The 25,235-nt window shown below is 60.8% G+C and carries 22 protein-coding genes; 3 read left to right on the top strand and 19 right to left on the bottom strand.

Annotated elements, in window-relative coordinates; translation table 11 throughout:
* Positions 1 to 54: 54 nt before the first annotated feature.
* The 4 genes from BLT50_RS16025 to BLT50_RS16010 form a co-directional block, all read right to left on the bottom strand.
* A complete protein-coding gene (locus tag BLT50_RS16025) occupies positions 55 to 1,215 on the bottom strand; it encodes an ABC transporter substrate-binding protein (protein ID WP_090029852.1) in 1,161 nt (386 codons plus the stop codon).
* Positions 1,216 to 1,332: 117 nt separating this feature from the next.
* Positions 1,333 to 2,241, bottom strand: coding sequence for a LysR family transcriptional regulator (locus BLT50_RS16020; RefSeq protein ID WP_090029779.1), 909 nt, complete (start codon positions 2,239 to 2,241; stop codon positions 1,333 to 1,335).
* A gap of 102 nt (positions 2,242 to 2,343) precedes the next feature.
* Positions 2,344 to 3,540 (bottom strand): M20 aminoacylase family protein, encoded by a 1,197-nt coding sequence (locus BLT50_RS16015; protein WP_245723417.1) that lies wholly within the window; start codon positions 3,538 to 3,540, stop codon positions 2,344 to 2,346.
* A gap of 99 nt (positions 3,541 to 3,639) precedes the next feature.
* Entirely contained in the window at positions 3,640 to 5,031 is a 1,392-nt protein-coding gene (locus BLT50_RS16010) for a hypothetical protein (RefSeq protein ID WP_245723416.1), read from the bottom strand.
* A 341-nt stretch (positions 5,032 to 5,372) separates the two neighbouring features.
* On the opposite strand from BLT50_RS16010, the gene BLT50_RS16005 reads away from it, so the two are divergent.
* Complete coding sequence (locus tag BLT50_RS16005; RefSeq protein WP_090029769.1) at positions 5,373 to 6,779, top strand: sensor histidine kinase; 1,407 nt, start codon at positions 5,373 to 5,375, stop codon at positions 6,777 to 6,779.
* Positions 6,780 to 7,001: 222 nt separating this feature from the next.
* Here the strand turns inward: BLT50_RS16005 and BLT50_RS16000 are convergent, their stop codons facing one another.
* From BLT50_RS16000 to BLT50_RS15980, 5 genes are all read right to left on the bottom strand, one after another.
* Positions 7,002 to 7,382 (bottom strand): response regulator, encoded by a 381-nt coding sequence (locus tag BLT50_RS16000; RefSeq protein ID WP_090029767.1) that lies wholly within the window; start codon positions 7,380 to 7,382, stop codon positions 7,002 to 7,004.
* A 20-nt stretch (positions 7,383 to 7,402) separates the two neighbouring features.
* Positions 7,403 to 9,121 (bottom strand): PAS domain-containing sensor histidine kinase, encoded by a 1,719-nt coding sequence (locus BLT50_RS15995; RefSeq protein ID WP_175491502.1) that lies wholly within the window; start codon positions 9,119 to 9,121, stop codon positions 7,403 to 7,405.
* 175 nt (positions 9,122 to 9,296) lie between these two features.
* Positions 9,297 to 11,327: a sensor histidine kinase gene (locus tag BLT50_RS15990; RefSeq protein ID WP_090029763.1), complete on the bottom strand. Its 2,031-nt coding sequence runs from the start codon at positions 11,325 to 11,327 to the stop codon at positions 9,297 to 9,299.
* 112 nt (positions 11,328 to 11,439) lie between these two features.
* Complete coding sequence (locus BLT50_RS15985; protein WP_090029760.1) at positions 11,440 to 11,802, bottom strand: Hpt domain-containing protein; 363 nt, start codon at positions 11,800 to 11,802, stop codon at positions 11,440 to 11,442.
* Entirely contained in the window at positions 11,789 to 12,766 is a 978-nt protein-coding gene (locus BLT50_RS15980) for a response regulator (RefSeq protein WP_090029758.1), read from the bottom strand. The genes BLT50_RS15985 and BLT50_RS15980 overlap by 14 nt, the downstream gene beginning before the upstream one ends.
* Before the next feature lie 351 nt (positions 12,767 to 13,117).
* On the opposite strand from BLT50_RS15980, the gene BLT50_RS15975 reads away from it, so the two are divergent.
* Positions 13,118 to 13,663: a VPLPA-CTERM sorting domain-containing protein gene (locus tag BLT50_RS15975; protein WP_090029756.1), complete on the top strand. Its 546-nt coding sequence runs from the start codon at positions 13,118 to 13,120 to the stop codon at positions 13,661 to 13,663.
* A gap of 174 nt (positions 13,664 to 13,837) precedes the next feature.
* The gene (locus BLT50_RS15970; protein ID WP_090029753.1) at positions 13,838 to 14,731 is read left to right on the top strand and encodes a DMT family transporter; all 894 of its coding nucleotides are present in this window, start codon (positions 13,838 to 13,840) and stop codon (positions 14,729 to 14,731) included.
* A 3-nt stretch (positions 14,732 to 14,734) separates the two neighbouring features.
* Here BLT50_RS15970 and BLT50_RS15965 read toward each other — a convergent pair whose 3' ends face one another.
* The 10 genes from BLT50_RS15965 to BLT50_RS15920 form a co-directional block, all read right to left on the bottom strand.
* Positions 14,735 to 15,520, bottom strand: a complete 786-nt coding sequence (locus BLT50_RS15965) for an enoyl-CoA hydratase/isomerase family protein (RefSeq protein ID WP_090029750.1) — start codon at positions 15,518 to 15,520, stop codon at positions 14,735 to 14,737.
* Positions 15,517 to 16,590: a phosphotransferase gene (locus tag BLT50_RS15960; protein WP_245723415.1), complete on the bottom strand. Its 1,074-nt coding sequence runs from the start codon at positions 16,588 to 16,590 to the stop codon at positions 15,517 to 15,519. The genes BLT50_RS15965 and BLT50_RS15960 overlap by 4 nt, the downstream gene beginning before the upstream one ends.
* Positions 16,587 to 17,786 (bottom strand): acyl-CoA dehydrogenase family protein, encoded by a 1,200-nt coding sequence (locus tag BLT50_RS15955; protein WP_245723414.1) that lies wholly within the window; start codon positions 17,784 to 17,786, stop codon positions 16,587 to 16,589. The genes BLT50_RS15960 and BLT50_RS15955 overlap by 4 nt, the downstream gene beginning before the upstream one ends.
* Positions 17,787 to 17,825: 39 nt before the next feature.
* Entirely contained in the window at positions 17,826 to 19,424 is a 1,599-nt protein-coding gene (locus tag BLT50_RS15950; RefSeq protein ID WP_090029746.1) for a class I adenylate-forming enzyme family protein, read from the bottom strand.
* Between the two features lie 28 nt (positions 19,425 to 19,452).
* Positions 19,453 to 20,217, bottom strand: a complete 765-nt coding sequence (locus BLT50_RS15945) for a FadR/GntR family transcriptional regulator (protein WP_090029743.1) — start codon at positions 20,215 to 20,217, stop codon at positions 19,453 to 19,455.
* Between the two features lie 80 nt (positions 20,218 to 20,297).
* Positions 20,298 to 20,978 carry an ABC transporter ATP-binding protein gene (locus BLT50_RS15940; protein WP_090029741.1) on the bottom strand — a complete coding sequence of 227 codons (681 nt, stop codon included), beginning with the start codon at positions 20,976 to 20,978 and terminating at the stop codon, positions 20,298 to 20,300.
* Positions 20,975 to 21,727, bottom strand: a complete 753-nt coding sequence (locus BLT50_RS15935; RefSeq protein ID WP_090029738.1) for an ABC transporter ATP-binding protein — start codon at positions 21,725 to 21,727, stop codon at positions 20,975 to 20,977. Before BLT50_RS15935 ends, BLT50_RS15940 begins: the two co-directional genes overlap by 4 nt.
* Positions 21,724 to 22,662, bottom strand: coding sequence for a branched-chain amino acid ABC transporter permease (locus BLT50_RS15930; RefSeq protein WP_090029735.1), 939 nt, complete (start codon positions 22,660 to 22,662; stop codon positions 21,724 to 21,726). The genes BLT50_RS15935 and BLT50_RS15930 overlap by 4 nt, the downstream gene beginning before the upstream one ends.
* Positions 22,662 to 23,564: a branched-chain amino acid ABC transporter permease gene (locus BLT50_RS15925; RefSeq protein ID WP_090029733.1), complete on the bottom strand. Its 903-nt coding sequence runs from the start codon at positions 23,562 to 23,564 to the stop codon at positions 22,662 to 22,664. Before BLT50_RS15925 ends, BLT50_RS15930 begins: the two co-directional genes overlap by 1 nt.
* A gap of 71 nt (positions 23,565 to 23,635) precedes the next feature.
* Positions 23,636 to 24,958, bottom strand: a complete 1,323-nt coding sequence (locus BLT50_RS15920) for an ABC transporter substrate-binding protein (RefSeq protein WP_090029846.1) — start codon at positions 24,956 to 24,958, stop codon at positions 23,636 to 23,638.
* Positions 24,959 to 25,235 lie beyond the last annotated feature (277 nt).

Below are 25,235 nucleotides of genomic sequence, written 5' to 3'. Positions count from 1 at the left end.
GTTCCGTAGTCGCCTGCCGCGCAAAGCGGACGCGGCAGGCCTGTTGTCTTCGGGTCAGCGACCGCCGATCACGCCGATATAATCGGACACCCAGCGGTAATAGGGTACGCATTCACCCTGGCTGTCACATTTCGACACGGGCGTCTGCCAGAAACGGATCCTGTCGAAATCGTCGAACCCGTTCTTTGTGCAGCCTTCTGCGGTCTGCATGCCGCGCCCATCGGTGCAGGCGGCGGGAACCGCCGGGTTGGCGCCGAACCAGACCGAAAGGTCGGACATCAGGTTCGAACTCAGCGTATGTTCCATCCACATGTAGGCGCAGTTCGGGTTCTCGGCCTCGGCATGCATCATCGTGGTATCGGCCCAGCCGGTCGCGCCCTCTTCGGGGATCACACTGGCGATGGGGGCGCCATCGGATTGCAGCAGGTTCACCTGGAACGGCCAAGACCCCGATGCGGCCATGCCCTCGTTCTTGAAGTCGTCGATCTGGATGAACGCATCATGCCAGTAGCGGCTGACCAGCGTGCGCTGCTGACGGAGCAGATCAAGCGCGGCGTTGTATTGGTCCTGGTTCAGCTCATATGGCGATGCGATGCCAAGCTCGGGCTTGTGCGTCATCAGATAAAGAGCGGCGTCCGCGATGTGGATCGGGCCGTCATAGGCCTGAACGCGCCCTTCGTTGGGCTGACCGTCGGGCAGGTTCATCGGCTCGAACACCACGTTCCACGAGGTCGGGGCGTTGTCGCCAAAGACTTCGGTGTTGTACATCAGCACGTTCGGGCCCCACATGTAGGGAACGCCGTAATGCGTGTCGTTGACGTAGTGCCAGGGCGCCTGTTTGAGCCTGTCGTCAATGGTGTTCCAGCTTGGGATCAGGTCGGTGTTGATCGGCTGAACCCGCTTGCCGGCGATCATCCGCAGGGACGCGTCGCCCGAAGCCGTCACAAGGTCGAAACCGCCTTCGTTCATCAGGGCGACCATTTCGTCCGAGGTATTGGCCGTCTTCACATTCACCTTGCAGCCGGTGGCTTCTTCGAAGCCGGTGACCCAGTCGAACTCGGACATGGTTTCACCGCGTTCGATGTAGCCGGGCCAGGCGACGATATTCAGTTCGCCCTCGCCCGCGCCGATTTCGGTCATCTGTGCCGCGACCGGCGTCACAGCGACGCCGACCGAAAAGCACAACGCCGTGCATGACTTCAGGATGGATTTCATTTTTCTGACTCCCCGTTTGCTTTGCTTGCGCAGTTTTGCGCAGAGCATGAGGAGGATTCGTGCGTATCGCAAATTCAATTATCAGAACGGACGGTATCGAAAATTCCGATAGCTGTATTAACGCGCCTTCACATCGTGCTGCGCTTGTGCGACCGCCACGAATTCGCGCGCGGCATCGGGGATGGCAAGGCCGCGCCGCCACACCAGACCGACCTGCACAACCGGCAAGGCGCCCGACACGTCGCGGCTGTGAATACGGTCGCCTTCCAGCGACCACGGCCGGTAGACCAGGTCTGGCAACAGGGCAACGCCCGCCCCCGTCGCGACAAGCGAGCGCACCGCTTCGACCGAGCGGGTGCGGAACGCGATCCGTGGCCTTTCACCGAAGGCCGAAAGCAGTTTGACCGCCTCCTGCTCCATCTCGTCGACATCCAGAACGATTAGCGGCTCACCCGCCACGTCGGACAGTGCGATGCTTTGCTGCCGGTTCAGCCGGTGGTCGATTGGCAGCCAAAGACGGAACGGCGACACCTCGAGGATTTCGGATTGCAGCGCCTGGGAATCCCGCAAGTGCGTCGTGACCATCACCGCCACATCCAGTTCACCGCCGACGATGAGGTGTTCAAGATACTCGCCCGTATCCTCGACGGCGGTCACCTCGACATCCGGGTTTAGCCGCCTGTAACGCGACAGGACGTCGGACAGAACATACCCCGCCGTCAGCGAGGTAACACCCAGGTTCAGCCGACCCGTGACGCGCCGGGATCCGGCCGACACGACACGCGACGCGTTGGTGACCTCGGCAAGGATCGAGATCGCATGACGCAGAAACTGCTGGCCTTCGGGTGTCACGGTCATGCCGCGCGAGTGGCGCAGAAACAGTTGCACACCCAGGAACGCTTCCAATTCCTTGATGGCTTCGGTCACAGCGCTTTGCGAGATCGACAAGGCATGTGCGGCCTTGCTGACCGAACCCTGGTTCGCTGCCGCCACGAAATACCGAAGTTGTTTGAGTGTCAGGGACATGCAGGCCAGCCCGGTTCCGTCATGGCCAGGAAAGTGACACGGACCGGGAGGCAAGGCAAACAGGCATGCCCGCGCCGGCCCGGCCCATATGGGCCGCTGCCATCATCGCGCCGAAAGCAACCGGTCCACCAGGCCCAGCCAGTATCCGACACCAACCGGGATCGCGGCGTCGTTGAAATCGTAATCGGGGTAGTGAACCATAGCGTTGTTCCGTCCCGGTTGATCGGTTCCCATCCAGATGTAATTGCCCGGCCGTTCATTCAGCATGAACGAAAAATCCTCGCCCGCCATGCAGGGTTCGCTTTCCCGCAGGACCATATCCTCGCCCACCAGGGCGGCTGCCACTTCGGCGGCCGTTCCGGTTTCGGCGGCATGGTTGACCGTCGGCGGGTAATTCTTGCGATAGTCGATGATCGCCTCGGCACCGAAACCGGACGCGATCCCTTCGGCCAGTGAGCGTATCCGCGCTTCGGCCATGTCGCGTGTCGCCGCATCGAAATAGCGCACCGACCCGCCGATGACCGCCTCGTCCGGCATGACGACGTAGGCATCCGAACCCTTGAACATCGAGACGCCGATGGTTGCCGTTTCGTGGGGCGAAACGTTGCGGCCCGGTACGCTCTGGATCGCGGTGACAAGATGTGCGGCGGCCAGAACGGTGTCGACGCCCAGATGCGGCAGGCCCGCATGTGTGCCCTGCCCTTTGATCGTGATGTCGAAATAATCGATGCCCGCCATGATCGGCCCTTCCAGCGCGCAGAACTGGCCCAACGGCATTCCCGGCCAGTTGTGCAGGCCCCAGACCGATTGACAATCTGCCCGATCGAAAAGCCCTTCGCGCACCATGACGCCACCGCCACCGCCGCCTTCTTCGGCGGGTTGGAAAATGACCGCGACCGACCCGGCGAAATCGCGTGTTTCGGCAAGGATCTTCGCCGCGCCGAGCAGCATGGCGGTGTGGCCGTCGTGGCCGCATGCATGCATCTTCCCGGGATTGAGCGATTTCCAAGCCACGTCGCCGTGTTCCTGCATCGGCAAGGCGTCCATGTCGGCCCGCAGCCCGATCATGGGGCCGTCCTTTTCGCCGTGGATGATGCCGACCACGCCTGTTTTCGCGATGCCGGTCACAACCTCATCGACACCGAATTCCTTCAGTTTCTGCGCCACGATGCCCGCGGTGCGCGTTTCTTCGAACCCGATTTCGGGGTGTTCGTGGAAATCGCGGCGCCATGCCGTGATCTCGTCCTGCAGGTCGGTGATGCGGTTGTGGTGGCGGGATTTCAGCGCGGGTTCGGTCACGGCGGGCCTCCTTTTGAGCATGGAACATGAAATACCGGACAACGATGGCCGGCGCGAGAAGAAGATGCATGCCAGACGCGGTCGGTCACGCCTCGATCGCTAAAGCAGCAAACCGTAGGCCAGAACCCAGACCGTCAGCAGAACCGCCGTAACCAGGAAATATCCCCCGTTCCATCTCAGCCCCACATGCAGCGCGCTGACACCGCCGAACGACCCGATCAACAGCGTCGTCGCGGTAAAGGGCGATGTCGCACCGCTGAGCGCCCAGCCGGACGCGATCGCCGCGACAAGCGCGGATGGCGCCACGCCCAGAGGCTCCGGGTCGGGAATGAGCGGCGCAATCAGCGTGACGGCGAGGATTGGATTCATGCCGATCTGGCCCAGCACGGGAATAATCCACACCAACAGCGCCAGGATCATCCATGCAGGCACGGCATCGGTGTCGAACCCAAGCCCGGACACGAGAGGTTGCAGCAGCGGTGCACCGACCGTTCCGATGTAACCCGCCATCATCAGAAGAACGAGTTCGCCGCGGTAGCCCGGCAACTCTTCGTCCAGGTAACGCCGCACCCGAATTGTGAAATCCGCATCCGCGCCAAGGCTTCGGTGTTGCATCAGGGCCCAGGCGATTGCGATGACCGGGACCACGATCATGACGATGCCGACAACACGGATATCCAGTGCAAAGTGAATGCCCAGAACCGTGACCGCCAGCAACGCCAGCAACACGAAGAGCGGCGAAAGAAGCGCCCAGGACCCTTCGACCGGCGTTCGCTTTGGCGGGTTGGCAAGCCGCGGCTTGAAAATGCTGTCCATCGCCCAGCCGGTCGCAAGGATAATCGCGGCCGATCCCAACCCCGGCAGAACCGCCGTGGCCCAGGACGCCCCTGGGATCACGGCCGTGGTCACCGCCATCGCAAAGGCAAGCGGCGACCAGGGCAGCGATGCGATGAACCCCCGTTGAATTGCCAGCAGCATCCGCTTGGTTCTGAGCCGGCGGATCAACGGATCGGGCTCGGACCTGGCGGATTGCGAAGCAAGCCCGCCCAAAAGCGATATTGACCCGTAGTTGATAAGCAGAGCGAAAAGATGACCGCCGACCGTCAATGCCCCGTAGCGGCGGCCGGGCGGCTGACTGGCGAGGAACCGCCCCGCCTTTCTGAGAGAGGGCGAGGTTTCCGCCACGTTACGCAGCGTTGAAAGCGCCGTGAAGAATGCGGCGATGAACGCGGCCTTCTCCAGGCCGTTGCGCGATATGCCCAGCCAATCCTGTCCCGCAAGGGCAAGCCAAACCGACAGCCCGATCGCGGCAAGGATGAATGCCTTGCGCGTGGCGCGCACGCGGATGCCCAGAAGGATCACGACAAGCAGGGCCGGCATCTGGATAAGCGATGCCGGGATCGCCACCCCCCATTCGCGTAGCCCGAACAGGCAGGTAAGACCGACCAGCAAACTTGCAGCCACGCGGTCGATCATACCTGATAAAGCCATGCCCCGTTCCCTGTGCGATTGACGAACCGCCCCGTTCCCGCCGGAAGGTGAATTCCGTCAATTTGGTCCGGGGCCGCCCTTTTAACACTCTGGAATTACACGGGCATCTATGACGCACAACGCAACGAAAGCCCAGAGCGCGGGGCTCCCTTGACCCGAGAAAGCCGCGGGCCGACATCGCAGTTTCACCGCGGTCCGATCCGTTAATGAGGCAAAGACGCCCTTTTCCCGGCGGATATCGGACCTAGGATTTTCCCAAAATTGGCCCTTTTTGCCCACAGAAAAAACAACCCAAACGCGCAGTATCCAGAGATAAAATTGTTTATTGAGCCAGGGATTCGATGCAGACCATAGTGACAACCTCCGAAAGCAGCAGGCGCCCCGATCAGGCGCTTGATGATTTCAAGCGGCGGCTGCACGACTATGCCAGCATTGGTCGCAAGCTGTTCTGGCAGCGTTTCACCAGCTATACCGCGATCGCGATCCTGGCCTCGATCTTTTACGATTGGCAGGTCACAGCGATCTGTTACGCGTTTATCTGGATTTCCGAGATCTACGACCAGCGCGTATTCTCGATCGCGCTGAACCCCGACAAGTTCGAAAAGACCGGAATGCGCGACATGAAGCGCAAATTGCTGATCAGCACGGTTCTCAGCGCGTGCGTGATCAGCATCTTTTCCATCGTGATCAGTATCCTTCAGGGTCCGACATCGCATTTCATGCCGATTTTCGTGCTGATCGCAGCGTCGATATTTGCCTGTATGAACAACTATCAGTTCGTTTCGATCCTGTTCGTGCGGCTTTCGATCTATCTTGTGTCGATCGTCACCATTGCATCGCGCGACATAATCCTGGCCGAGGAAGTGACCTCGGAGATGTGGATTCAGCTTTTCACGACGATCTTCGTTCTCAGCTTCATTGTCGAATGTGCGCGGAATTTCCTGTCGTTCTATACCGAAAAGATCGGCCAGATGAAGGTTCTCGAACGCGAACACGAAAGGGCGAAAAGCGCCGCTCGGGCGAAGTCCGAATTCCTTTCGATCGTCAGCCACGAACTGCGCACGCCGCTGACGTCTATCAAGGGGTCGCTTGACCTGATCATCGGCGGTGTCGCCGGCCCTGTGCCCGAAAGCTTCAGGAAGATCCTCGATGTGGCGCATCGTAACAGCATCCGGTTGACCGCGCTGATCCAGGATCTTCTGGACCTTCAGAGAATGGGCGACGGCAAGATTTCCTACCAGTTCTCCGACGTGAAACTGGATGAGCTGGTCTCGGAAGCGGTGGACGAGATGATGACCGTGGCAAGCCGCAGGGCGGTGACGATCAAACTGGGCCATGTCGACAAGGACGTGATCGTTTCCGCAGACAAGAACAGGATGAAGCAGGTCGTGACCAACATCCTGTCCAACGCCGTGAAATTCTCGAACGCCAATCAGACGGTCACCGTGAACGTGGAGCGGAACGGGCAAAAGGGTCTGTTCTCGATCGAGGACCAGGGTATCGGCATCCCCGACCATGAAAAGCACAAGGTCTTTTCGGCCTTCCAGCAACTCGACTCGTCCGATCACCGCAAGGCCGAAGGGCTTGGTCTGGGCATGCATATCGCTGCCCGCATCGTCGAAGCACATGGCGGAAAGATCGGCTTTGAAAGCCGGATCGGACAGGGCACCAAGTTCTATGTGGAAATGGAACAGGTCGCCGCAAACGCGCCGACATCGTCCCACAAGGCCGTGGCGCCCGCCCTCTGACACGGCACTGGCAGTCGGCCACCCTCTGCAACCCTTGAACCGCACGTCCTGAACGCAACCGCGTGTCATGCCCCTTGGGCATGAGCGGGGCAGGACGCCACTGGCGAACGGGGTGACAAACCGCTTGCCCGTTTCACAGGGCAGCGAAGAGGCCGTTGTATTGTGGTGTTCGTGAATACCGGGGCAAGCGCCCGATCGCGGCAGGCGCAGCGCGTTCGGTTATCAGACGGCTTCGGCCCAGATCGAACGCAGATTGTCTGCCAGCGTCATCGGATCAAACGGCTTCGTAATGACCGCGACAGCACCCTGTGCCCGCAGTTCCTTGGCGAAATCGTCTTCGGCTTTGGCCGTGACATAAACAGTCTTGACCCGTTCCATGCCGGGGATCTCCTCGATGGCGGAACGGACTTCCTGCCCGCTCATTTCCGGCATCATTACATCGAGCAAGAGAAGTTGGGGCACGAATACCTGCGCTTCGGCGATGGCGGTCATACCGTTGCTGCACTGGCGCAATTCGAATTGCCCTATCGTTTCCAGAGCGATTTGAACAATCGTCCGGATGTCCTCGTCGTCATCGACATGAAGAATACGTTCAAGCAACACGAAACTCTCTCCCTAGATCTTTACGAATGCAGCGTCCGGGGTCTTTCACCCGCGGCGCCACTGAATTTTTTCAGGCTCACGGTTTCTCCCGCAGCGCCCGAAGACTTCAGCGCGAACGAGAAGGTCGAGCCCGCTCCTATCGTGCTTTCTACAGCCAATTTCGTCCCGTGATAGCCCAAAATCTGCTTTACGATGGTCAGGCCCAGGCCAGTCCCCTCGCGCTTTTTGCCGTCCAGCGGCTTGTGCTGGTTGAACGGTTTGCCAATCTCTGCGATCGCCTGCTCATGCATGCCCGGCCCGTTATCGGTCACCGAGATCCGCCAACCATCTCCTTCGTTTTCCACGCCCAGAAGAACGGTATCGCCTGTGTCCGAAAACTTGATCGCGTTCGAAAGCAGGTTGGTCAGCACTTGCATGATCCGGTCCTGGTTGACGGCGACGGTCGCGTTTTCAGGAACATCCGAAAGGCGCAGATCCACACCATGGCGATCGGCATAAGGCTGGTTTGCCTCGATCGCCTCGGCGAGCAACGCCCCCAGCCCGATGGGTGTTGTCGAGAAATCCATCTTGCCCGACCGGATCTTTTCAAGGTCGAGGATGTCGTTCACGATCAACAAAAGGCGTTCGCTGTTGCGGTCGGCGATTTCGACGACCTTGGAAACCGACGGGGACAATTCTCCGAGTGAACCGGATTTCAACAACGACAATGACCCCTTGATCGATGCAAGAGGTGAGCGCAGTTCGTGACTGACCATCGAAACGGTCTGCATCTTCGCGGCTTCGATCTCGCTGCGATGGGACAGGTCACGCAGGCTGGATACGAACAGTTTCGTTCCGTCGAGCCCCGTCATCTTGCGTGTGACCACCTCGACCACATCGTCGGCGCTTCGGATTTCTATCGTCGCCGAGTCCTGCTCTTTCGCAAGCAGCGGGCCGACATGTTTCTTGAACAGGTCGATATTGAAATGCGGGATGGTTTCGGAAATCTTGTGCTTGCGTGCAGTATCGACAGACCAGCCACATCTTTCCCGCGCGGACTGGTTCAGGTAACGGATGCCAAGGCTTTCGGCCTCGTAGACATAGATTTCCTCCTGCAGTTCTTCGAGCATGAGCCCCAGAAACTGGTTCGTCTCGGAAATCCTATCTTGTGTCTTGTCGGACAGGACCAGCAGAACCTGGTGATTTTCACCGGATTTGTCGATTTGCGGGATCACGGTCATTTCCGCGATAACGTGGCCCCGATCCGGTGTCGGGTAGCCGGAAACCTCGCCGCTCCAGAATTTGCCGCTTTCATGCGCATCGGCCAGTGCCTTGCGGAGCCTTTCTTGCTTGAAGCACGGGACCACGTCTTCAAGCGTCTGGCCAACAAGATCTGTGGACGGGATGCCCAGCATATCGAAAAGCCCTTCGCTGGCTGCGACCACCTTGCCGGACGAATCGAGAATGCATGTGGCACCGTTCGAGGACAGCAGCTCGACCTGCCGGTCCATCACGTCTTGCTGGAACTGAAGGATCTTTTCCTGACGCTCTTCGAAGCGCTTGAACTGGGCGTTCCAAAGCAGACGGATCGAAATGACAGCCAGCAGGGCGGCTGCCGCACTGATGGCAAGATATCGTGTGAAAAACGATTGAAGAGCCGGGTTATCCGCGAAGCCTGGCGCAAAAAAGTACGAGGCCCCGGCAATACCTGTCATCAGGACAAACAAGAATCCGACGAGCATCGCCAGCGACTTGGACACGACACACTGTTTTAACATATCCTAACCTGCTCTTCAGTAAGGCCATTTACGCCGGCCTGTTTGCTTACGCTAGGAAATTGACAAAAAAATCGGTCCAATAAAGGGCTCAATCTTGTAAACAATATGATCTACGGTGATTGCATGTCTACGCCGAGGTTTCAAACCGCGAGGCCGATCATGCTGCCAGCGCGTGATCCTTGTGCGCAGGCAAGGTGACAAGGAACGTGCTGCCAACGCCCAATTCGCTTGAAACAGTGACTGTTCCGCCATGCTTCTGTGCAATATCACGCGAGATCGTCAGCCCCAGACCCGACCCGCCATAGCGCCGCGTCAGCCCGCTGTCGAGCTGCGTGAATGACTGGAATATCTTTTCAAAACAGTCGTCTGGGATGCCACACCCAGTATCGCTCACTTCGATTGCGATGACGTCGCCCCGGGTTTCCACGGCCAGGCGGACCACCCCCTGCTCGGTGAATTTCAAGGCATTGCCGACCAGGTTGAGAACAAGCTGCTTGAGGCGAACATCGTCGCCCATCACGTTTGCAGCACTCGTGTCCAGCACGAGATCGATTCCCTTTTCGTCTGCAATCACCGAAAGCTGGTCAGCCACGCTTTGCACGATCTTGTCCACCGCGACGGGCCGGTACTGGGTCTGATCATCCGAGCCTTCCGGCCGGCTCCAGTACAATATGTCGTTGATGACATTCAAAAGGTGCTTGCCGTTGGCGTCGATCCGGCGCGATAGCCGCTGGATCAGAACCTCTAGCGCGGCAAGCGCGTCCACGCGTTCTGCAACGGTTGATTTCTTGTCATTCAAAGCGGCGGCCAGCGTTTCGTATTCCGGCATCACCTTTATGTTCTGCACCATCGACGAAAATCCGATGATCGCCGACAACGGCGTCCGTATTTCGTGGCTGACGGTGTTGAGAAATTCGCTTTTCGCCTTGTTCGCCTGTTCAGCCGCCTGCTGGGCCCGCTTCAGTTCGGTAACGTCAACACGAAATCCCACGGTGCTGCCATCGGGCATCTTGGCCTCGGACACCTTTAGCCAGCGGCCGTCATCCAGCAATTGCTCGACCGGCCCTTCCGGGTTGCGGTGTTTTGCCAGACGTTCCGCGATCCATTGCTCTTCACGGCCCTCGGGCACCTGGTACTGCCCGTTCGCGACACCGCCGCGCAGGATTTCCTCGAATGTCTTTCCCGCCCGGATGAAATCGGACGAGGCGCCGTAATACGATTTGTAGCGAGAGTTGAACGTAACCAGCCTGTCATCGGAATCGTACAGGGCAAATCCGTCGTCGATCACTTCGATCGCTTCGGCAAGCTGTTCCCACGACCGTTTCTTCGTCAGGATCAAATGCCGCGCCCAAAGGACGAAAACCAACAAAAGAGCCGTAGCGACAAGCGTGATCGCAACGGTCATGCGGGATGCGAACGTGCTGTTCGACCAACCGTTGGCCGGGGCCACCGAAAGCAGCCACTCCGCCCCACCGAACCTGATCGTTTGTGTGACCGGATCGTTTTCCAGAACGGACGGATCACCCCACAAGTCGCGAACCCGTGGAGTGCCGGGAACCCTGGCCTGGACAAGTGCGACCTTGTCCTGCTGCAGGTTTTCCGCCGTGAGGCGCACCAGTTCCTCTTCGTCGGTGACGACCGAAACGATGCCCCAGAACTCATCGTTGCCCGACGGGTTCGGCAAATAGATAGGTACGCGCTGAATATAGCCGCGCCCCCCCTGCACCAGGTAAACCGGCCCCGAAAAGTCGGGCCGGCGCGTTTCGCGCACGCGGATGAACGATCCGGCCTGGGATGGCGTCCGAAGATAGTCGAGCCCCAAAACGCCTTTGTTTTCCTCGAAAGGAAAGACGAACCTGATCGTGCTGCCCTTGGCCAGACCTATGTTCAGGATACCCGGATTGGTCTTGAAGAAAGGTGCCGCAAGGGTTTCGAACTTGCCCTGATCCAGTTGCGGATCCGCCATGACCGCACTTGCGATCGAGTCCGCCAACATCTTGTGAAACGACAATGTGCGTCGAATTTCGCTGGCAACATCGTAGGCCTGTTCCCGTGCTACATCCGCCTGAAGCCCGCGATGGATCTGAACCATGCGGTGCTGGAGATAGAGGCCGAGAAAAAGACCTGAAACCGATACAACGACACTCAGCGCGATGGCAAACCACCGCCGCAAGACAAAAGTCTTCATGAAAGTGCTCGTTTGCGTTTGTTGCCTTGTTTTTCAGGCAGTGTTCCACCCTTGCCGGCAAGTTTCAACCAAAGAGTGTCCGACTGCCGATTTTCGTGGGGCTATTTGGCAACTAGGCCAGGTCAGGCAATTGCTGCTCCATCTCGTCCAGCAACAATTCCAAGGACTTATGCCAAGCCTGATGTTTTTCCGCGCAGTCCGGGTCCGAAAGGGTTTTTTCGATTTTTCCTTCCAGGTCGCGGGAAATCTCGCCGATCTGCGCAAATCCAAGCGATGGCGCGATGCCGGCCTGCTTGTGTGCCATGGCGTGAATATGGCGCAATGCGTGCTGCGTGTTGCTGCCATTTCGTATCTGCGCCATCGCGTCTTCGAACGCAAAGATGCGTTCATCGAGTTCGCGCAGGAATTTTTGGCGCAATCCCTCTATCGCCTGCTCAAGCTGCCCGGACGTATCACGCGCCTCAGCGGTTTTCATCGGAAACACCCATCTGCCAGCGCGTGAATCCTTCGAACTCACGCTCTCCGCCACGGCGCGCCTTCTTGATCGCACCATAGAGCATGTCGGTCGGATCCTTGAACGACAAAAGCTTGCAAGACTGCGCAGCGCCCAGTTTGACCTTGGGCACGGGCCAGCTTTGTTCGCCGCTCATGTCTGCGGTCAGTTGAAGCGCGTCATTGATCTGCAATTGTGCAAAGGATCGGTCGAAATGCGCCAGTTTCGGAACGAGCGCGCAAAAGTCTCCATAACCGGCATAGGACAGGAAACTTGGAAACGCGCTCAGAGCATCGCGGATCGCGCGCGAGACGTCCGTCAGCATGTCGATGAATTCCAGACCCGAGGCACGCGCGTGGATTTCGTGGGCGTTTTCGATGTGAAACCCGTATGCGACGGTGTTGAACAGCCGCATATTGCCCAGCCGAAGGACATAATTCTCAAGGCTCGAAAACGGCAGAACCCATGCCGCGTCATGCAGCAGGACAGGATCTTCAAAACGGACTGACTTGCCGAAATCGATCTCGGCATTCTTGAGTTGCTGAGACACCAGCCCGGTGTGACTGCGTTCGGCAAGCAGCGCCTCGACGTTGCGCATCCGCGCCTTTACCTCGATCCTCTCGATCGGCTTGGTGATGTAGTCGCTGGCGCCGGCCTGGAAAGCACCGTCGACATAGTGCTTTTCGGTCATCGCCGTCAGCATCACGATGGGCGTATGCCGATAGGTTTCGATGTCACGAATGCAGGCGCACAGTTCGATCCCGTCCATCCCCGGCATCTGGATGTCGAGAAGGAAACAGTCGAAGGGCGTCGCCGCCTGCTCGATCTGGGAAAGCGCGTCGTCCGCGCTCTTGGCGAAATGCAGCCTGTTGTAGCCAAGCGAGTTCAGCAGGCTCGCGGCCAGCTCAAGGAACAGTGGATCGTCGTCGACTACCAGGATCTTCATGTTTTGCGCCTCAAACCTTGCCGGTCCGCACAACTCCAGAAAATGCGGCCGTTTTTTCTTTCGTTCAGGTATGAGATTCAACTGGGGCAACAATATGGCAATTTAGGGCAAATTACTCGCTTTTGGCGAACGGTCCCGCACAAGGGGAGCCGCCGGAAACGCATACCACCCCAAGCGGTGAAAAAATGGGGGCAAATGCGGGCGATAGGTTAAGCCAGGCAGGCATGTCGCGGCCGCCCAAGACGGAGTCTTTTTCGCCGATCATACAATCACAGGTTTGGCAGATCACCTAACCTGTGATAGTATCAATGCGGGAAATTTCCCGAAATAGTATTTAGGAGGTTATTATCTATGAGACTTTTCAAACTGCTTACAGCCGTCTTTGCCGCCACAATTTCGCTTTCCGCAGCAGGGCAACTGCACGCGGCAACGTTGGACGGCGCCACTGTCGACGTGAACTTCTACTTTCCCAACACCAGCACGCTGTATTGTGCAAGCGGCAGCCAGGTCGTCGGGGCCGGGGTCGAGTATCCTGCGGGTTGCTCAGGGTTTGCGCCGGTCAGCATCGACGTGTCGGGATCGCAGGTGATCGTCGGCCATAGCAACCAAGCGGGTTTCCAGGCCGGCGCGTTCAATGGTTTCGTCATGAGCCTTCTGTCCGGGCCGGCAATTTCCGGGTTGGCTTACAACGCGGGGTCCAGCTCCCTGGGCGTCACATCGAGCAGCTTCACGGCATCGTCGATGAGCTTCAACTTCGCCAGCCAGGGATCGGGCACCGCCGTTTTTGACGTGTCGTTCGCAACGGGGGCCATTCCGCTGCCGGCCGGGGCACCTCTGCTTCTGACCGGTATCGCCGGAATGGCATGGCTTCGTCGTCGCAAGGCGAAAATGGCCTGATACCAGACATCGAAACCATCGAAATCGGGCGGGCTGTTTGCCCGCCCTTTTTCTTTGTCACGACAAGCCATTCCGCAATCCCCCACGAACCGCGCCGATTGCCCTTGTGCCGGTCCTGCGCAAAACCTACTGCTGGCCTGCAGACCTTTTTAACCAGGGCATGGCACAGCTCAGATGACCACAGGCTCTCCTTCGCAACTCACCGGATACGCGGCCGCGTGGAGCATCGTTTTCGTGTGGTCATTCTGGCTGATCGTCAGCCGCGTCGCCAGCGACAGCGGACTTACGATCTATGACCTGACCGCCCTGCGATACGGCCTCGCATCGCTGGTGGCCCTGCCTTTGTGCCTTTATTACAAGGCCTGGCGGGGGCTGCGCCTGATCCAGGTCGCGGTGGTGTCATTCATACTTGGCCCAATCTATATCCTTTGCGTTTTCTCGGGGTTTCTCTATGCGCCTGCCGCGCATGGCGGGATCTTCATGAACGGGGTCCTGCCACTGGTCAGCATGGTGTTCGGCCTGATCCTGTTTCGCGCCGTGCCCGGCGCAAGGCAGCTTTTCGGTGCCGCGCTGATCCTGGTCTCAGCGGTCGTCCTTGCGTGGGACGGCACTGCGACCACCAGCCCGGACGCCTGGAAGGGTGATCTGCTTTTCTTTATCGGCGCGCTGTTCTTTTCGTCCTACGTTATCCTGTCCGAACACTGGAAGATCAGTTCGATCCAGATCATTTTTTGCGGAACGGTGGTCAACGCCGTGCTGTACCTGCCGGTTTGGGCCTTGTGGTTGCCTTCGGGCCTGGCCGATGCCCCGCTGCAGCCGCTCTTGTTGCAGGCCGTCTACCAGGGGTTCGTTCCGAACCTTGTCGGGCTCTTGCTGATCGCGCATGCCTCGCGCACGATCGGCAATGGCAACACCTCTTCCATCCTGGCCGCCGTGCCGGGGGGTGGTGGCCTGCTGGGTGCCCTGATCCTTGGCGAAAGCCTCAGCCTACTGAGCATACTTGCCCTGGTCCTGCTGACCGTCGGTTTGTTGATCAGCGTGCGCCGGAGGCGCCCTCTTCCGGCCTGAGCATCAGCCCGCCTGGAAATCCGGCTTTCGTTTCTCAAGAAAGGCGGAAATCCCCTCACGGCCTTCAGATCCTTCGCCCGCTTCCGAGATTGCCCGCAGCTCGCGATCCATCTGGCTGGAATAGCCGGACGAAAAACTGTCATGCAGCAACCGGCGGGCATTGCCCATCGAGGCGACGGCCCCCGCAGCCAGCCGTTCGGCCAATTGGGCCGCCTCCCCGTCCAGCTTGTCCTGCGGCAGGGCGCGGGTGATCAAGCCGATCCGGGCGGCCTCAGCCGCATCGACGCGGCGGTTTGTCAGGATCAAATCCTGCGCCTGGCGCATCCCCACAAGCCGCGGCAACATCCAGGTCATGCCACCATCCGGCGTCAGCCCGATGCCTCCATAGGCCGCGGTGAAATGCGCGGCATCCGACGCCAGCGCGATATCGCCCGAGATCGCCATGCTCATCCCCGCCCCCGCGGCCGGCCCATTCACCTGTGTAATCAGAGGCTTGCGCATCGAGGCGAACTGCGCCAGCGCCTGGTGCAACGTGCCTGCAAGGCCCGACAGGAACCCGGCAATCGCCGTGCTGTTCGATGCGAAATCCCCCACGTCCCCACCGACACAGAACATGCGGCCACGCCCGGACAGGATCACGCAACGCACGGCATCGTCATTGGCGCAGCGCAAGGCAACCGCCAAAAGCGCGTCCGCCATCTCCTGGTTCAACGCGTTGCCCCGATCCGGCCGGTTCAGCGTGATGCGCGCAATTCCTTGGTCGATCTCAAGTATGACTGTGTCGCTCATACGCATTCCTCCGCCGCCTGTTCCGCCAACCGCACAAGCCGTTCGAACTGCGCGGCGCGTGCCTCTGAATGGGCCGAAACCGCCTGCCCCCGGATGACCCGGCCCTTGATGCCATGAAAGATCGCCGCCATGCGAAAGAAATTGAACGCGATATAGAAATCGTAGCCTTCGATTCCGTCGCGTCCGGTATTGGCGCAGTATTCGGCGACATAGGCCCGTTCGGCCGGGATGTTCAGCGGCACGGGATCAGTGCCGCCCAGCCCCGCCACGATGTCCGGGGGCATCCGGTACATCATCGCGTGATAGGCGAAATCCGCCAGCGGATGGCCCAGCGTGGACAATTCCCAATCCAGAACCGCGATGATCCGCGGCTCGACCGGATGGAAGATCAGGTTATCGCATCGGAAATCGCCGTGGATGATGGCCGTTTCATCGCTGTCGGGGATCGCATCGGGCAGCCACGCGATCAGCCTGTCCATACCAGGGTTTCGTCCCGCATCCGTGTCGGCAAGGTAGGATTTCGTCCACAGGCCTATCTGGCGCTGAAAATAGTTGCCCGGCCGCCCGTAGTCGGACAGGCCCACGTCTGCCGGGTCGATCGCGTGCAACCGCGCAAGCGTTGCGTTCATGGCCGAAAAATAGGCCGGCCTCTCGGCCTGCGGCACTTCGGGGAACCGCGCGTCCCAGAAAATCCGGCCCTCGACCATCTCCATGACGAAGAATTCGCTGCCGATCACGTCCGGGTCGCCACAAAACCCCAGCAGCCGCGCAACAGGAAAACCCACCTTGCCAAGCGCCGCGATGACCCGTGCCTCACGGTCGACCGCGTGCGCGCCGCGCGCAAGCGGGCCGGGCGGTTTGCGCCGCAGCACATAGCTGCGCGCGGGGGTCTTCACCTGGAAGGTCGGGTTCGATTGCCCGCCCTTGAACTGCCGCACCTGCATCGGTCCGGCAAAGCCCTCCAGGTTTTGCTGCATCCAGCGTGCCAGCGCCGCCTCGTCAAACCCGAACCCCGGCCGAACGGCCGTGGTTCCCAGATTGTCCTCGGCGCTGGCGGTGCGGGATGTCACGCCTGCGCTTCCTGCAGCTTGGCCCAGTCGCGCTTGGTCTTCTTCGCAAGGCTCCATTTGTGCACCTCGGTCGGTCCGTCATAGATGCGGAAGGCGCGGATTTCGCGGAACACCTGCTCGACGATCGTATCGGCCGTCACGCCTTGCCCACCCATGCATTGCACGCAGCGGTCGGCCACGCGCATCAGCGCCTCGGAAACCGCGACCTTGGCCATCGAACTTTCGGTCGTGCCATAGTCGCCGCTGTCCAGAACGTCCGCACACCAATAGACCATCAGCTCGGCCTGTTTCAGGTCGATCCGGTTTTCCGCCAGCATGAAGCCCACGCCCTCGTGGTCGATCAGCGGCTTGCCAAAGGCCATCCGGCGGTTGGCATAGTCTGTGGCGATTTCGTGCGCACGGATGCAGGCGCCCAGCCAGCGCATGCAATGCGACAGCCGCGCGGGTGCCAGACGAACCTGCGCATATTTGAATCCCTCGCCCGACGCGCCCAGCATCTGGTCGGCCGGAACGCGCAGGTTGTCGATCGTCACGACGGCATGGCCACCCGGCATCGAGTTGTCGATCGTGTCCATCACGCGCTCGATGCGGATCGCCGGGTCCGGCAGGTCGACAAGGAACATGCAGGCCCCATCGTCGGACTTCGCCATCACGATGCCCATGCCCGCGCCATCGGCCCCGGTGATATAGGTCTTGCGTCCGTTGACGACCCAATGATTGCCGTCCATCCGGCAGGTGGTCTGCATCATCATCGGGTCAGACCCGGCACCGTTGTCTTCGGCCGGTTCCGTCATGAAAAAGGCCGACCGGATCCTGCCCTCGACCATCGGCTTGAGGAACCTTTCCTTCATCTCGGGCGAGGCGACCTTGCCCAGCAGAAAGATATTGCCCTCGTCGGGTGCGCAGGTGTGGCAGGCAAGCGGACCGAGAGGCGACAGCCCCGAACGGATCAGCACGGCGGCGGTTTCGCGCTGGGTCAGATGATCCCCGTCATCCAGGATATGCGGCGTGATCAGCCCTTCGTCGCGGGCCAGCGCCTTCAATTCGTTCGACAGCTCGTCGGTGGGGCCGTGCGGGCCGATGCGGGGATCGTTTTCATACGGCACGACGCGCGTGCGCACAAAGGCTTCGACCCTGTCGGAAATATCCAGGGCGCGCTGGGAAATCCCGTTTCGTTCCAGTAGCTTGCTCATCATCTTTTTCTCTTTCCCATCATGGTGCGTGCGCGTTCCGTTTCAGGTATCGTCAAAGCCCAGATCGGATTTGATCTGGCGCTTGAGTATCTTGCCGTTTGCGTTGCGCGGCAGGGGCGCTGTGCCGATCGTAAAGCTTTCGGGGCATTGGTAGTCGGCAAGCTGCGCCGCGCAATGCGCGCTCAGCGCGGCCTCGTCCACGCCATCGGGGCCGGTGCAGACGACCGCATGCACGCGTTCCCCAAGGATCGGGCACGGCTTGGCGACGACCGCCGCCTCGACCACGCCCGGAAAGGCGACCAGCGTGCTTTCGACCATCGCCGTGTAGATCTTGTGCCCGCCGCGGTTGATCATGTCCTTCTTGCGGTCATGCACATGGACAAAGCCATCGGCATCGACTGACCCGATATCCCCCGACTTCCAGAACCCGGCGGTGAATTCGCGGGCGTCGGCCTCGGGGTTGCGCCAGTATCCCGGCACGACCATCGCGCCCCTTATCCAGATCTCGCCCTTTTCGCCCGGCTGGACCTCGTGGCCGGCCTCGTCCATCACGCAGATTTCCGCACCGGGCGCCGGGCGCCCGACGGAAAGGCGGCGCGCGGCGGTGTGTTCGGCCGGCATGATCGTCGCGGGCGAGGTCGTCTCCGTCGCCCCGTAGGCGTTCATCAGGCCCAATCCGGGCAGCGCCTCGGCCAGCCGCTCGATGGTGGCGGCGGGCATCGGGGCGCCGCCATACCCCCCGACGCGCCAGCGCGCCAGATCGTAATCCGACAGGTTCGCCTTGTGCAGGCAGAGGTTATACATCGCGGGCACCATCAGCGAATAGGTCATGGCTTCGCGCGCGGCACATTCCAGGAAACCGGCTGCCTTGAATTCACGCTGAACCACGATGCAGCCGCCCGAGCGGATCATCGTGTGAATGCCGGCGACCAGCCCCGTGACATGGTTCATCGGAACGACGACGATGGTGGTGTCGTCAGGGCCAAGCGCCATCGTGCGCATGAAATTGGTCGACGAATGCACGATACCCAACCCGGTCAGCGTTGCGCCTTTCGGCGTGCCCGTCGTCCCCGAGGTATATAGGATCGTCGCGACATCCTCTTCGGCGGTGTCGGCTGCCGGCGCAGCGCTGGCATCGGTTTTCGACAGGCTGTCGTACCCGGAAAAACCGTCCACGGCAGGGCCGACCACGATACGCGCCTTCAGGTCCGGCGTCTCCGCGCCGGGCGGAACCAGCGGGGCGAACTCGGATTCCACGATCAGCGCCTTTGCCTGCGAATTCGTGATGGCGTGGCGGATACCCGGCATCTGGTCGCGGATGCTCATCGGGACGGTCACGGCGCCCAGCCGCGCCGCGGCATAGGTGACCACGACAAAGGGGATACCGTTGCCCAGCAGCATGGCCACGCGATCCCCCTGCCCCACGCCAAGCCGGGCAAGGCCCGCGGCGACGGCCGCGACCTCGCGGTCCAGCTGCGCATAGGTCAGGCGCCGGTCGTCATGCACCAGCGCCTCATGATCGGGGTAACGGGCGACGGCCTGCTGCAGGATTTCGAAAACGCTGTGGGGGCGGTCGGCGTAACAGGCCAGAACCCTGTCCCCGAAATGCAGTTCCCTGCGCATGTCCGGCCTGTCGCTCATTGGTGTCGATCTCCCTTGGGACGCGTGGTCATGCGTTATGGCCTGTTTCCAGCAATGGCCCGGCTGAATCCGCAATCGGCGCATCCAGCGGCAAGCCGGCCTCGATATAGCCGCGTTTGAAATCGTCGATATGCCGGCGCATCCACTCATGCGCGCGCATCGCATCCCGCGCGCGGATCGCTTCGATCACATGGGCATGGGCCACGATCTGGCGCGATGCCGCTTGCGGCAACTTCGGAACCAATGCCTCGAACCCGCTGTATAGCAGCAGGCCCACCGGTTCGCGGGCCAGTTGCAGCACACGGTTCTTGCTGGCAGCCGCGACCAGCGAATGAAACCGCGTGTCCAGTTCGATCGTGGCCGGCGCATCGGTTTGCGCCGCCTGCAGGGCAGCGTGGTTTTCCTCGAGCCGGGCGATGTCGTCGGCATCGGCATTCTGCGCCGCAAGAGAGGCCGACAGCGGCTCGATCGCGACCGAGACCTGCCACAGTTCCTCGAAAGTGACATCCAGCATGCTCAGCGCGCGTGTCTGCCGTGACGCCAACTCGGCCATGCGGGGTATGCTGACCACCATCTTGCGCGGCGACACGCGCCGGACAAAACCTTCGCTTTCAAGGCGGCGGATGCCTTCGCGGACGGTGGACCGGTTGATGCCGAACATCGTCGCCATCTCGGTTTCCGACGGCAACCTGTCACCTGGCTTCAGATCCCCGGACAGGATCTGCGCCTCGATCTCGGTCGAGACCTGTTCGTAAGCGTGCTGAACGCGAAGCGCCTTGGGTTGAAGTGCCATTTTACTCTTCCATCGTCACCTTGTCGTTCGGGGCGGAATACGCGTCCCTGCCAGGAATGCCACCGCCCCATTGTCGCAGCTTAGCCCTGCGGTTCCGCCGCGACCCCCAATTCGGTTTCCTTGATGATTTCGCCGCGTTCGATGACACATTCGCGCTGCAGCAATTCCATCGAATGGCTAAGCTCCGACTGCGCGATCAGAACGGACAGCCCTTCGGATTTCAGCGAGGCGATGACCTCGGAAATGCGCTTGGCCAATGCCGGCGCCACGCCTTCGAAAGGCTCGTCCAGCAACAGCAGCGACCGCCCCGCGATCAGCGCGCGACCCAGCGCCACCATCTTTTGCTGACCGCCCGACAACAACAGCGCCTTGCGCCCCGACATCTGGGTCAGTTCGGGCATCAGGTCATACACAAAGGACAGCCCCTTCGGCCCGTCGATCGCATCGTTCGCCCAGGCGGGCAAAAGCATGTTTTCCTCGACGGTCAGTTCGGGGACGAGGCGCCGGTCTTCGGGCATGTAGCCGAACCCCAGCTCGGCCCTTTCGCGCGGCGGCATCCCCGAAATATCCGTGCCATTCCAGAAAACCTTGCCGCCCGCCAGTGTCGCCAGGCCGGTGATCGTGCGGATCACCGTCGTCTTGCCCGCGCCGTTGCGCCCGACAAGGCCCAAACGTTCACCGTCCCCCAACTCAAAGCTGACGCCGCGCAGGATCGGTGCGGACTGGATCGTCACCTCGACATTCTCAAGCCTGAGCGTCATGCCGCACCTCCTGTCACATAGCGTTGCACATCGGGGTCCGATAGCACCTCTTCGGGCGCATCATCGGCAATGATCCGGCCATCGTAGAAGGCCAGCACACGGTCCGAATAACGCGTGACGATGTCCATATCGTGCTCGACGAAGATGACGGTCACGCCCTCGGCGCGCAGTGCCTCGATCACAAGGTCCATGATCGGGAACTTTTCGTCCGCGGCCACACCCGACGTGGGCTCATCCAGCAGCATCACCTTGGTCTGCCCGGCAATCGCCATGGCGATATCAAGCAGTTTTTTCACGCCGCCGGACAATTCCGGGATCAGACGGTTGCGGTGCTCGGCGATGCGGAACCGTTCGAGCGTGGCCAGCGCCCGCTCGCGCGCCTCCGCGCCATGTGCGTTGCGCCAGAAGGACGGCCGCGCCGATTTGTGGATGGTCGCGGCGACCACCATGTTTTCCTCGACCGTCAACTCGTTGCAGAGCTGCGCAATCTGGAACGACCGGTGGATGCCCAGCCGGGTGATCTGACGCGGCCCCATCCCGGTGATGTTGCGGCCGGCGAAATTGATCACGCCCGAGTCTGGCTTGATATACCCGGTCACCATATTCACGAATGTGGTCTTGCCCGCCCCGTTGGTGCCGATCAGGGAATAGACGGCACCTTCGGGGACGGACACGTTGATGTCCTTGGCCGCGGTGACGGCGCCAAAGGATTTCTGCACGTCGCGAACGTCTAGAACGGCTTGTGTCACGTTGCGTCTCCTTTGCGGCGGCGGACCAGCGACCCAAGCCCGTTGGGCAGGACCACGATCACGATCAGAAGGAAGATCCCCAGGGCCAGCTGCCAGGTGTTGGGGAAATAGAGGTTCGAGAACGAGCGGACCATTTCAAGGATGATCGCGGCGACGAACACCGCCGGAACCGAAAGGTAGCCCGCAAGGATCGCGACGAAAACGAACTCGCCCGATGTCGTCCAGAACGCGAATTCCGGGTCGACATGGCCCAGCGCCAGCGCCGCGATCGTCCCGCCGATCCCGCCAAGGACCGCACCGAAGACATAGTTATAGCTCATAACCGTTCGCACCGAGGCGCCGAGATACTCCACCCGCAGTTCGTTGTCGCGGGTGGCCAGCGTGATCAGCCCCTGCTCGCTGTCGAAATAGATGCGCATCAGCGTGCCCGCGACGACGACCAGAACCGCGACATAGAGGTAAAGCGCCGTCTGCAGCGCCCGGCCTTCGGGGTCCCAGCCAAAGAATGTGGGTGCGCCGATATTCAGGCCATCGGTGCCGCCCAGAACCGTAAGCTTGGCCAAAGTGCCGTAAAGGACCATCGAAAGCGCCAGCGACAGCATCGCGAAAAAGATCCCGCGGTAGCCTGCCAGCAGCGGCCCGAAAAGCGCACCGACGACCAGGCAGACCCCGGCACTGAGCAGCGTCAGCAAGAAGATGTCGGATACGCCCAATTGCCCGGCGACCAGCGTCGCCGTGTAAGCGCCGAGACAGTAATAGAGCCCCTGCCCGAAGGACACGAGCCCACCCCGCATCATGCCGACGATGCCGAGGCTGACCAGCCCCTTGGCCAGCGCCATCGCGCACAGGAACATTGCCCAATCCGGCAACAGGACGGCTCCGGCCGCCAACAGGACAAATGCGCCCACGGCGGAAAGCATCAGATTGGTCCGCATCAGATTTTCCTCGCCTGGGTTTTCGCAAACAGGCCTTCGGGCCGGAACAGCAGCACGATGGCCATCACGAAATAGATGATGAACAGTTCGGCCTCGGGCAGCATGTGGACCGAAGCGGCACGGCTGATCCCCACCATCAAGGCCCCGATCGCGGCACCGGGGATCGAACCCAGCCCGCCGATGATGACAACCGCGAAGGCCACGATGATGACGTTGACGCCAAGGCCCGGCGTGACCGAGATCATCGGCGCCGTCAGCGCCCCGCCAAGGGCCGCAAGGAAAGCGCCTGCCATGAACGCGCCGAGATAGATGCGCTGCACGTTCACGCCCATTGTCTGGCTCATTTCCGAGTCGTGGATCACCGCCAGAACGACCTTGCCCATGCGTGTCCGGTTGAGAGACAGCCAGACCGCAAGCCCGACGATGATGGCGGCCGCGATCACGGCGAAATCATACCCGACATAGAAAAGCGGACCCATTTCGACATCGCCCAACAGCGTGTAAGGCTCGTAGACGAAATAGGGGTTCACGCCCCAGATCAGCTTCATCACGTCTTCGAGGATCAGAAAGACCGCATAGGTGACAAGGACGTTCAGCACCTCGTCGCGGCCGTAGAAGAAACGCAGCAATCCGCGCTCCAGCAGGGGCCCGAGGACCAGCGCCACCAAAAGCGCAGCCACGATCATCGCGACATAGCTGCCATAGGGAAAGGCATCGCCGCCCCAGGCGAAATAGGCACCAACCATCGAGGCCGCGGCATAGGCGCCAATCGCGTAAAGGCTGCCATGCGCGATATTGAGGATGTTCAGCACACCGAAAACCAGCGTCAGGCCGACAGAGACGATGAACAGCCAGCCAGCATATATGAGCCCATCGACAAGGATGGTTGCAGCGAGGTCCATTTACGGCCTCCAAATCTTGGTCCGGGAAAGATGCCCGCCACCCAAAGGCGGCGGGCGCTTGCAGTCAGGCGTCAGTCACACTGCGCACCGGGGAAGCCCTGCGCGATCCAGTCGGCAGACTTCACCCCCGCGGGCGGGTTGACGCAGCGCGAGTCGAAGTACTCGATGTCGATCAACTCCATCGCGCCTTTTTCGGCGTTCCACTTGGTGGTGCCGATCGCGTTGGGCTGAATCGCCTGGTGACCGTCGGCCAGCGCCATTTCGATACGACCGGAAGGCGCATCCCAGGACAGGCCCTTCATGGCGGCGGCCAGTTCCTCGTTGGTGGGTTTCTTGCCACCGTTCTCGGCCATTGCCTTTTCAACCGCCGTCTTCAGACCCAGGAGCGCCTGCCACATGCGGAACGGCGCCTGCACCGGGAAGACCCCGAATTCGGCCTCATAGGCGTCCCAAAGCGTGTCGGTCAGTTCCTGCAGCTCGCCACCGCGTGCCTTTGCTGCCAGCCCGTTCACGCCGCGCGCGCCGAGATAGATGCCTTCGGGCATTTTCTGCTGCAGCTGCGGGATCACGTGGTCGCCGGCCGACAGAACAATCTGCGAGCGTTCATGCAGACCGCGCGCGGTTGCCTGGATCACGAAACCCTGCAGGTCGCCGCCCCAGTTGGACGAATGCACCAGCGTCGGGCGTTCGCGCAGCAGCGCCGAGATCTCGGTGCCGTACTGGCCTGCACCAAATTTCGGGAACAGCGCCGTCTTGACGACTGCATCAGGGTAAAGCTGCGCCATCGCACCGGTGAAGTCGGCCCAGCTGTCCTGGCCCCAGGCGTAGTCCTGGTTCAGGCCGGCAAAGCTTTCGATGGCGACATCGCGGGATTTCAGGTAGCGGGCCAGGCTGACGTTATCCATCGTCGCGTGCGCCGCGGTGCGGAAAACGTATTCGAAGGTGTTATCCTCGAAGACGCGCGGTGTGCCGCAGTCGTAGAGAATCGTGAACGCCTTCAATTCATCCGCGACGGGCGGAACGGCCAGGCAGTCACCCGACGACACATAGCCGACCACGGCATCGACTTCCTCACGCTGCACCAGGTTGCGGAATTCCTGAACCTGCTTGGTCGCACCGCCGGCTTCATCGACCAGCACGACCTCGATATTCATTCCGCCAAAACCCTTCTGGTCATAGGGCGCAGGCAGCTTGCCGCCCTCGTTCAGCATATCCACCAGAACCTTGCCACCGTTCCAAGCGGGCACACCAAAGCTTTCGGCGGCCTGGCCCGACAGGAAGGTGATGACGCCGATCTTGAACGTATCATCCTGTGCCGCAACCGGACCCGCGGCCCCCGCCGCGAGCGCAAGTGCCGTAAGCGCACCTGCAAACTTCTTGCTGGTCGAATTCATGACTTCCTCCCTTTTGCGGGTCTGCGACTCGCGCAGACCCTGTTGACCGGGATGGATCGGCTCCTCCTCCGAAACATCCCGGAATTCGGATGAAATCGCGCGGGGCAAAGCACCCAGCCGCGGTTCCCTATTGTCCGTTTGTCGGACATTAAATGTGCCTGACCAAGCGTCAAGAAGATTCCTTGCCGCGGCGCAGAACGACAGCCGAAGCGCAGCGCTATCCCGCGCAGGGCGGGTTGCGGCAAAACTTTGATGGTCTGGAAGGGATCGCCTTGCC

The organism is Lutimaribacter saemankumensis, assembly GCF_900100005.1.
GTDB classification, from domain to species: Bacteria; Pseudomonadota; Alphaproteobacteria; order Rhodobacterales; family Rhodobacteraceae; genus Lutimaribacter; species Lutimaribacter saemankumensis.
The sequence above is the reverse complement of the archived record's forward strand: the minus strand, read 5'-3'. Positions and strand labels throughout refer to the sequence as shown.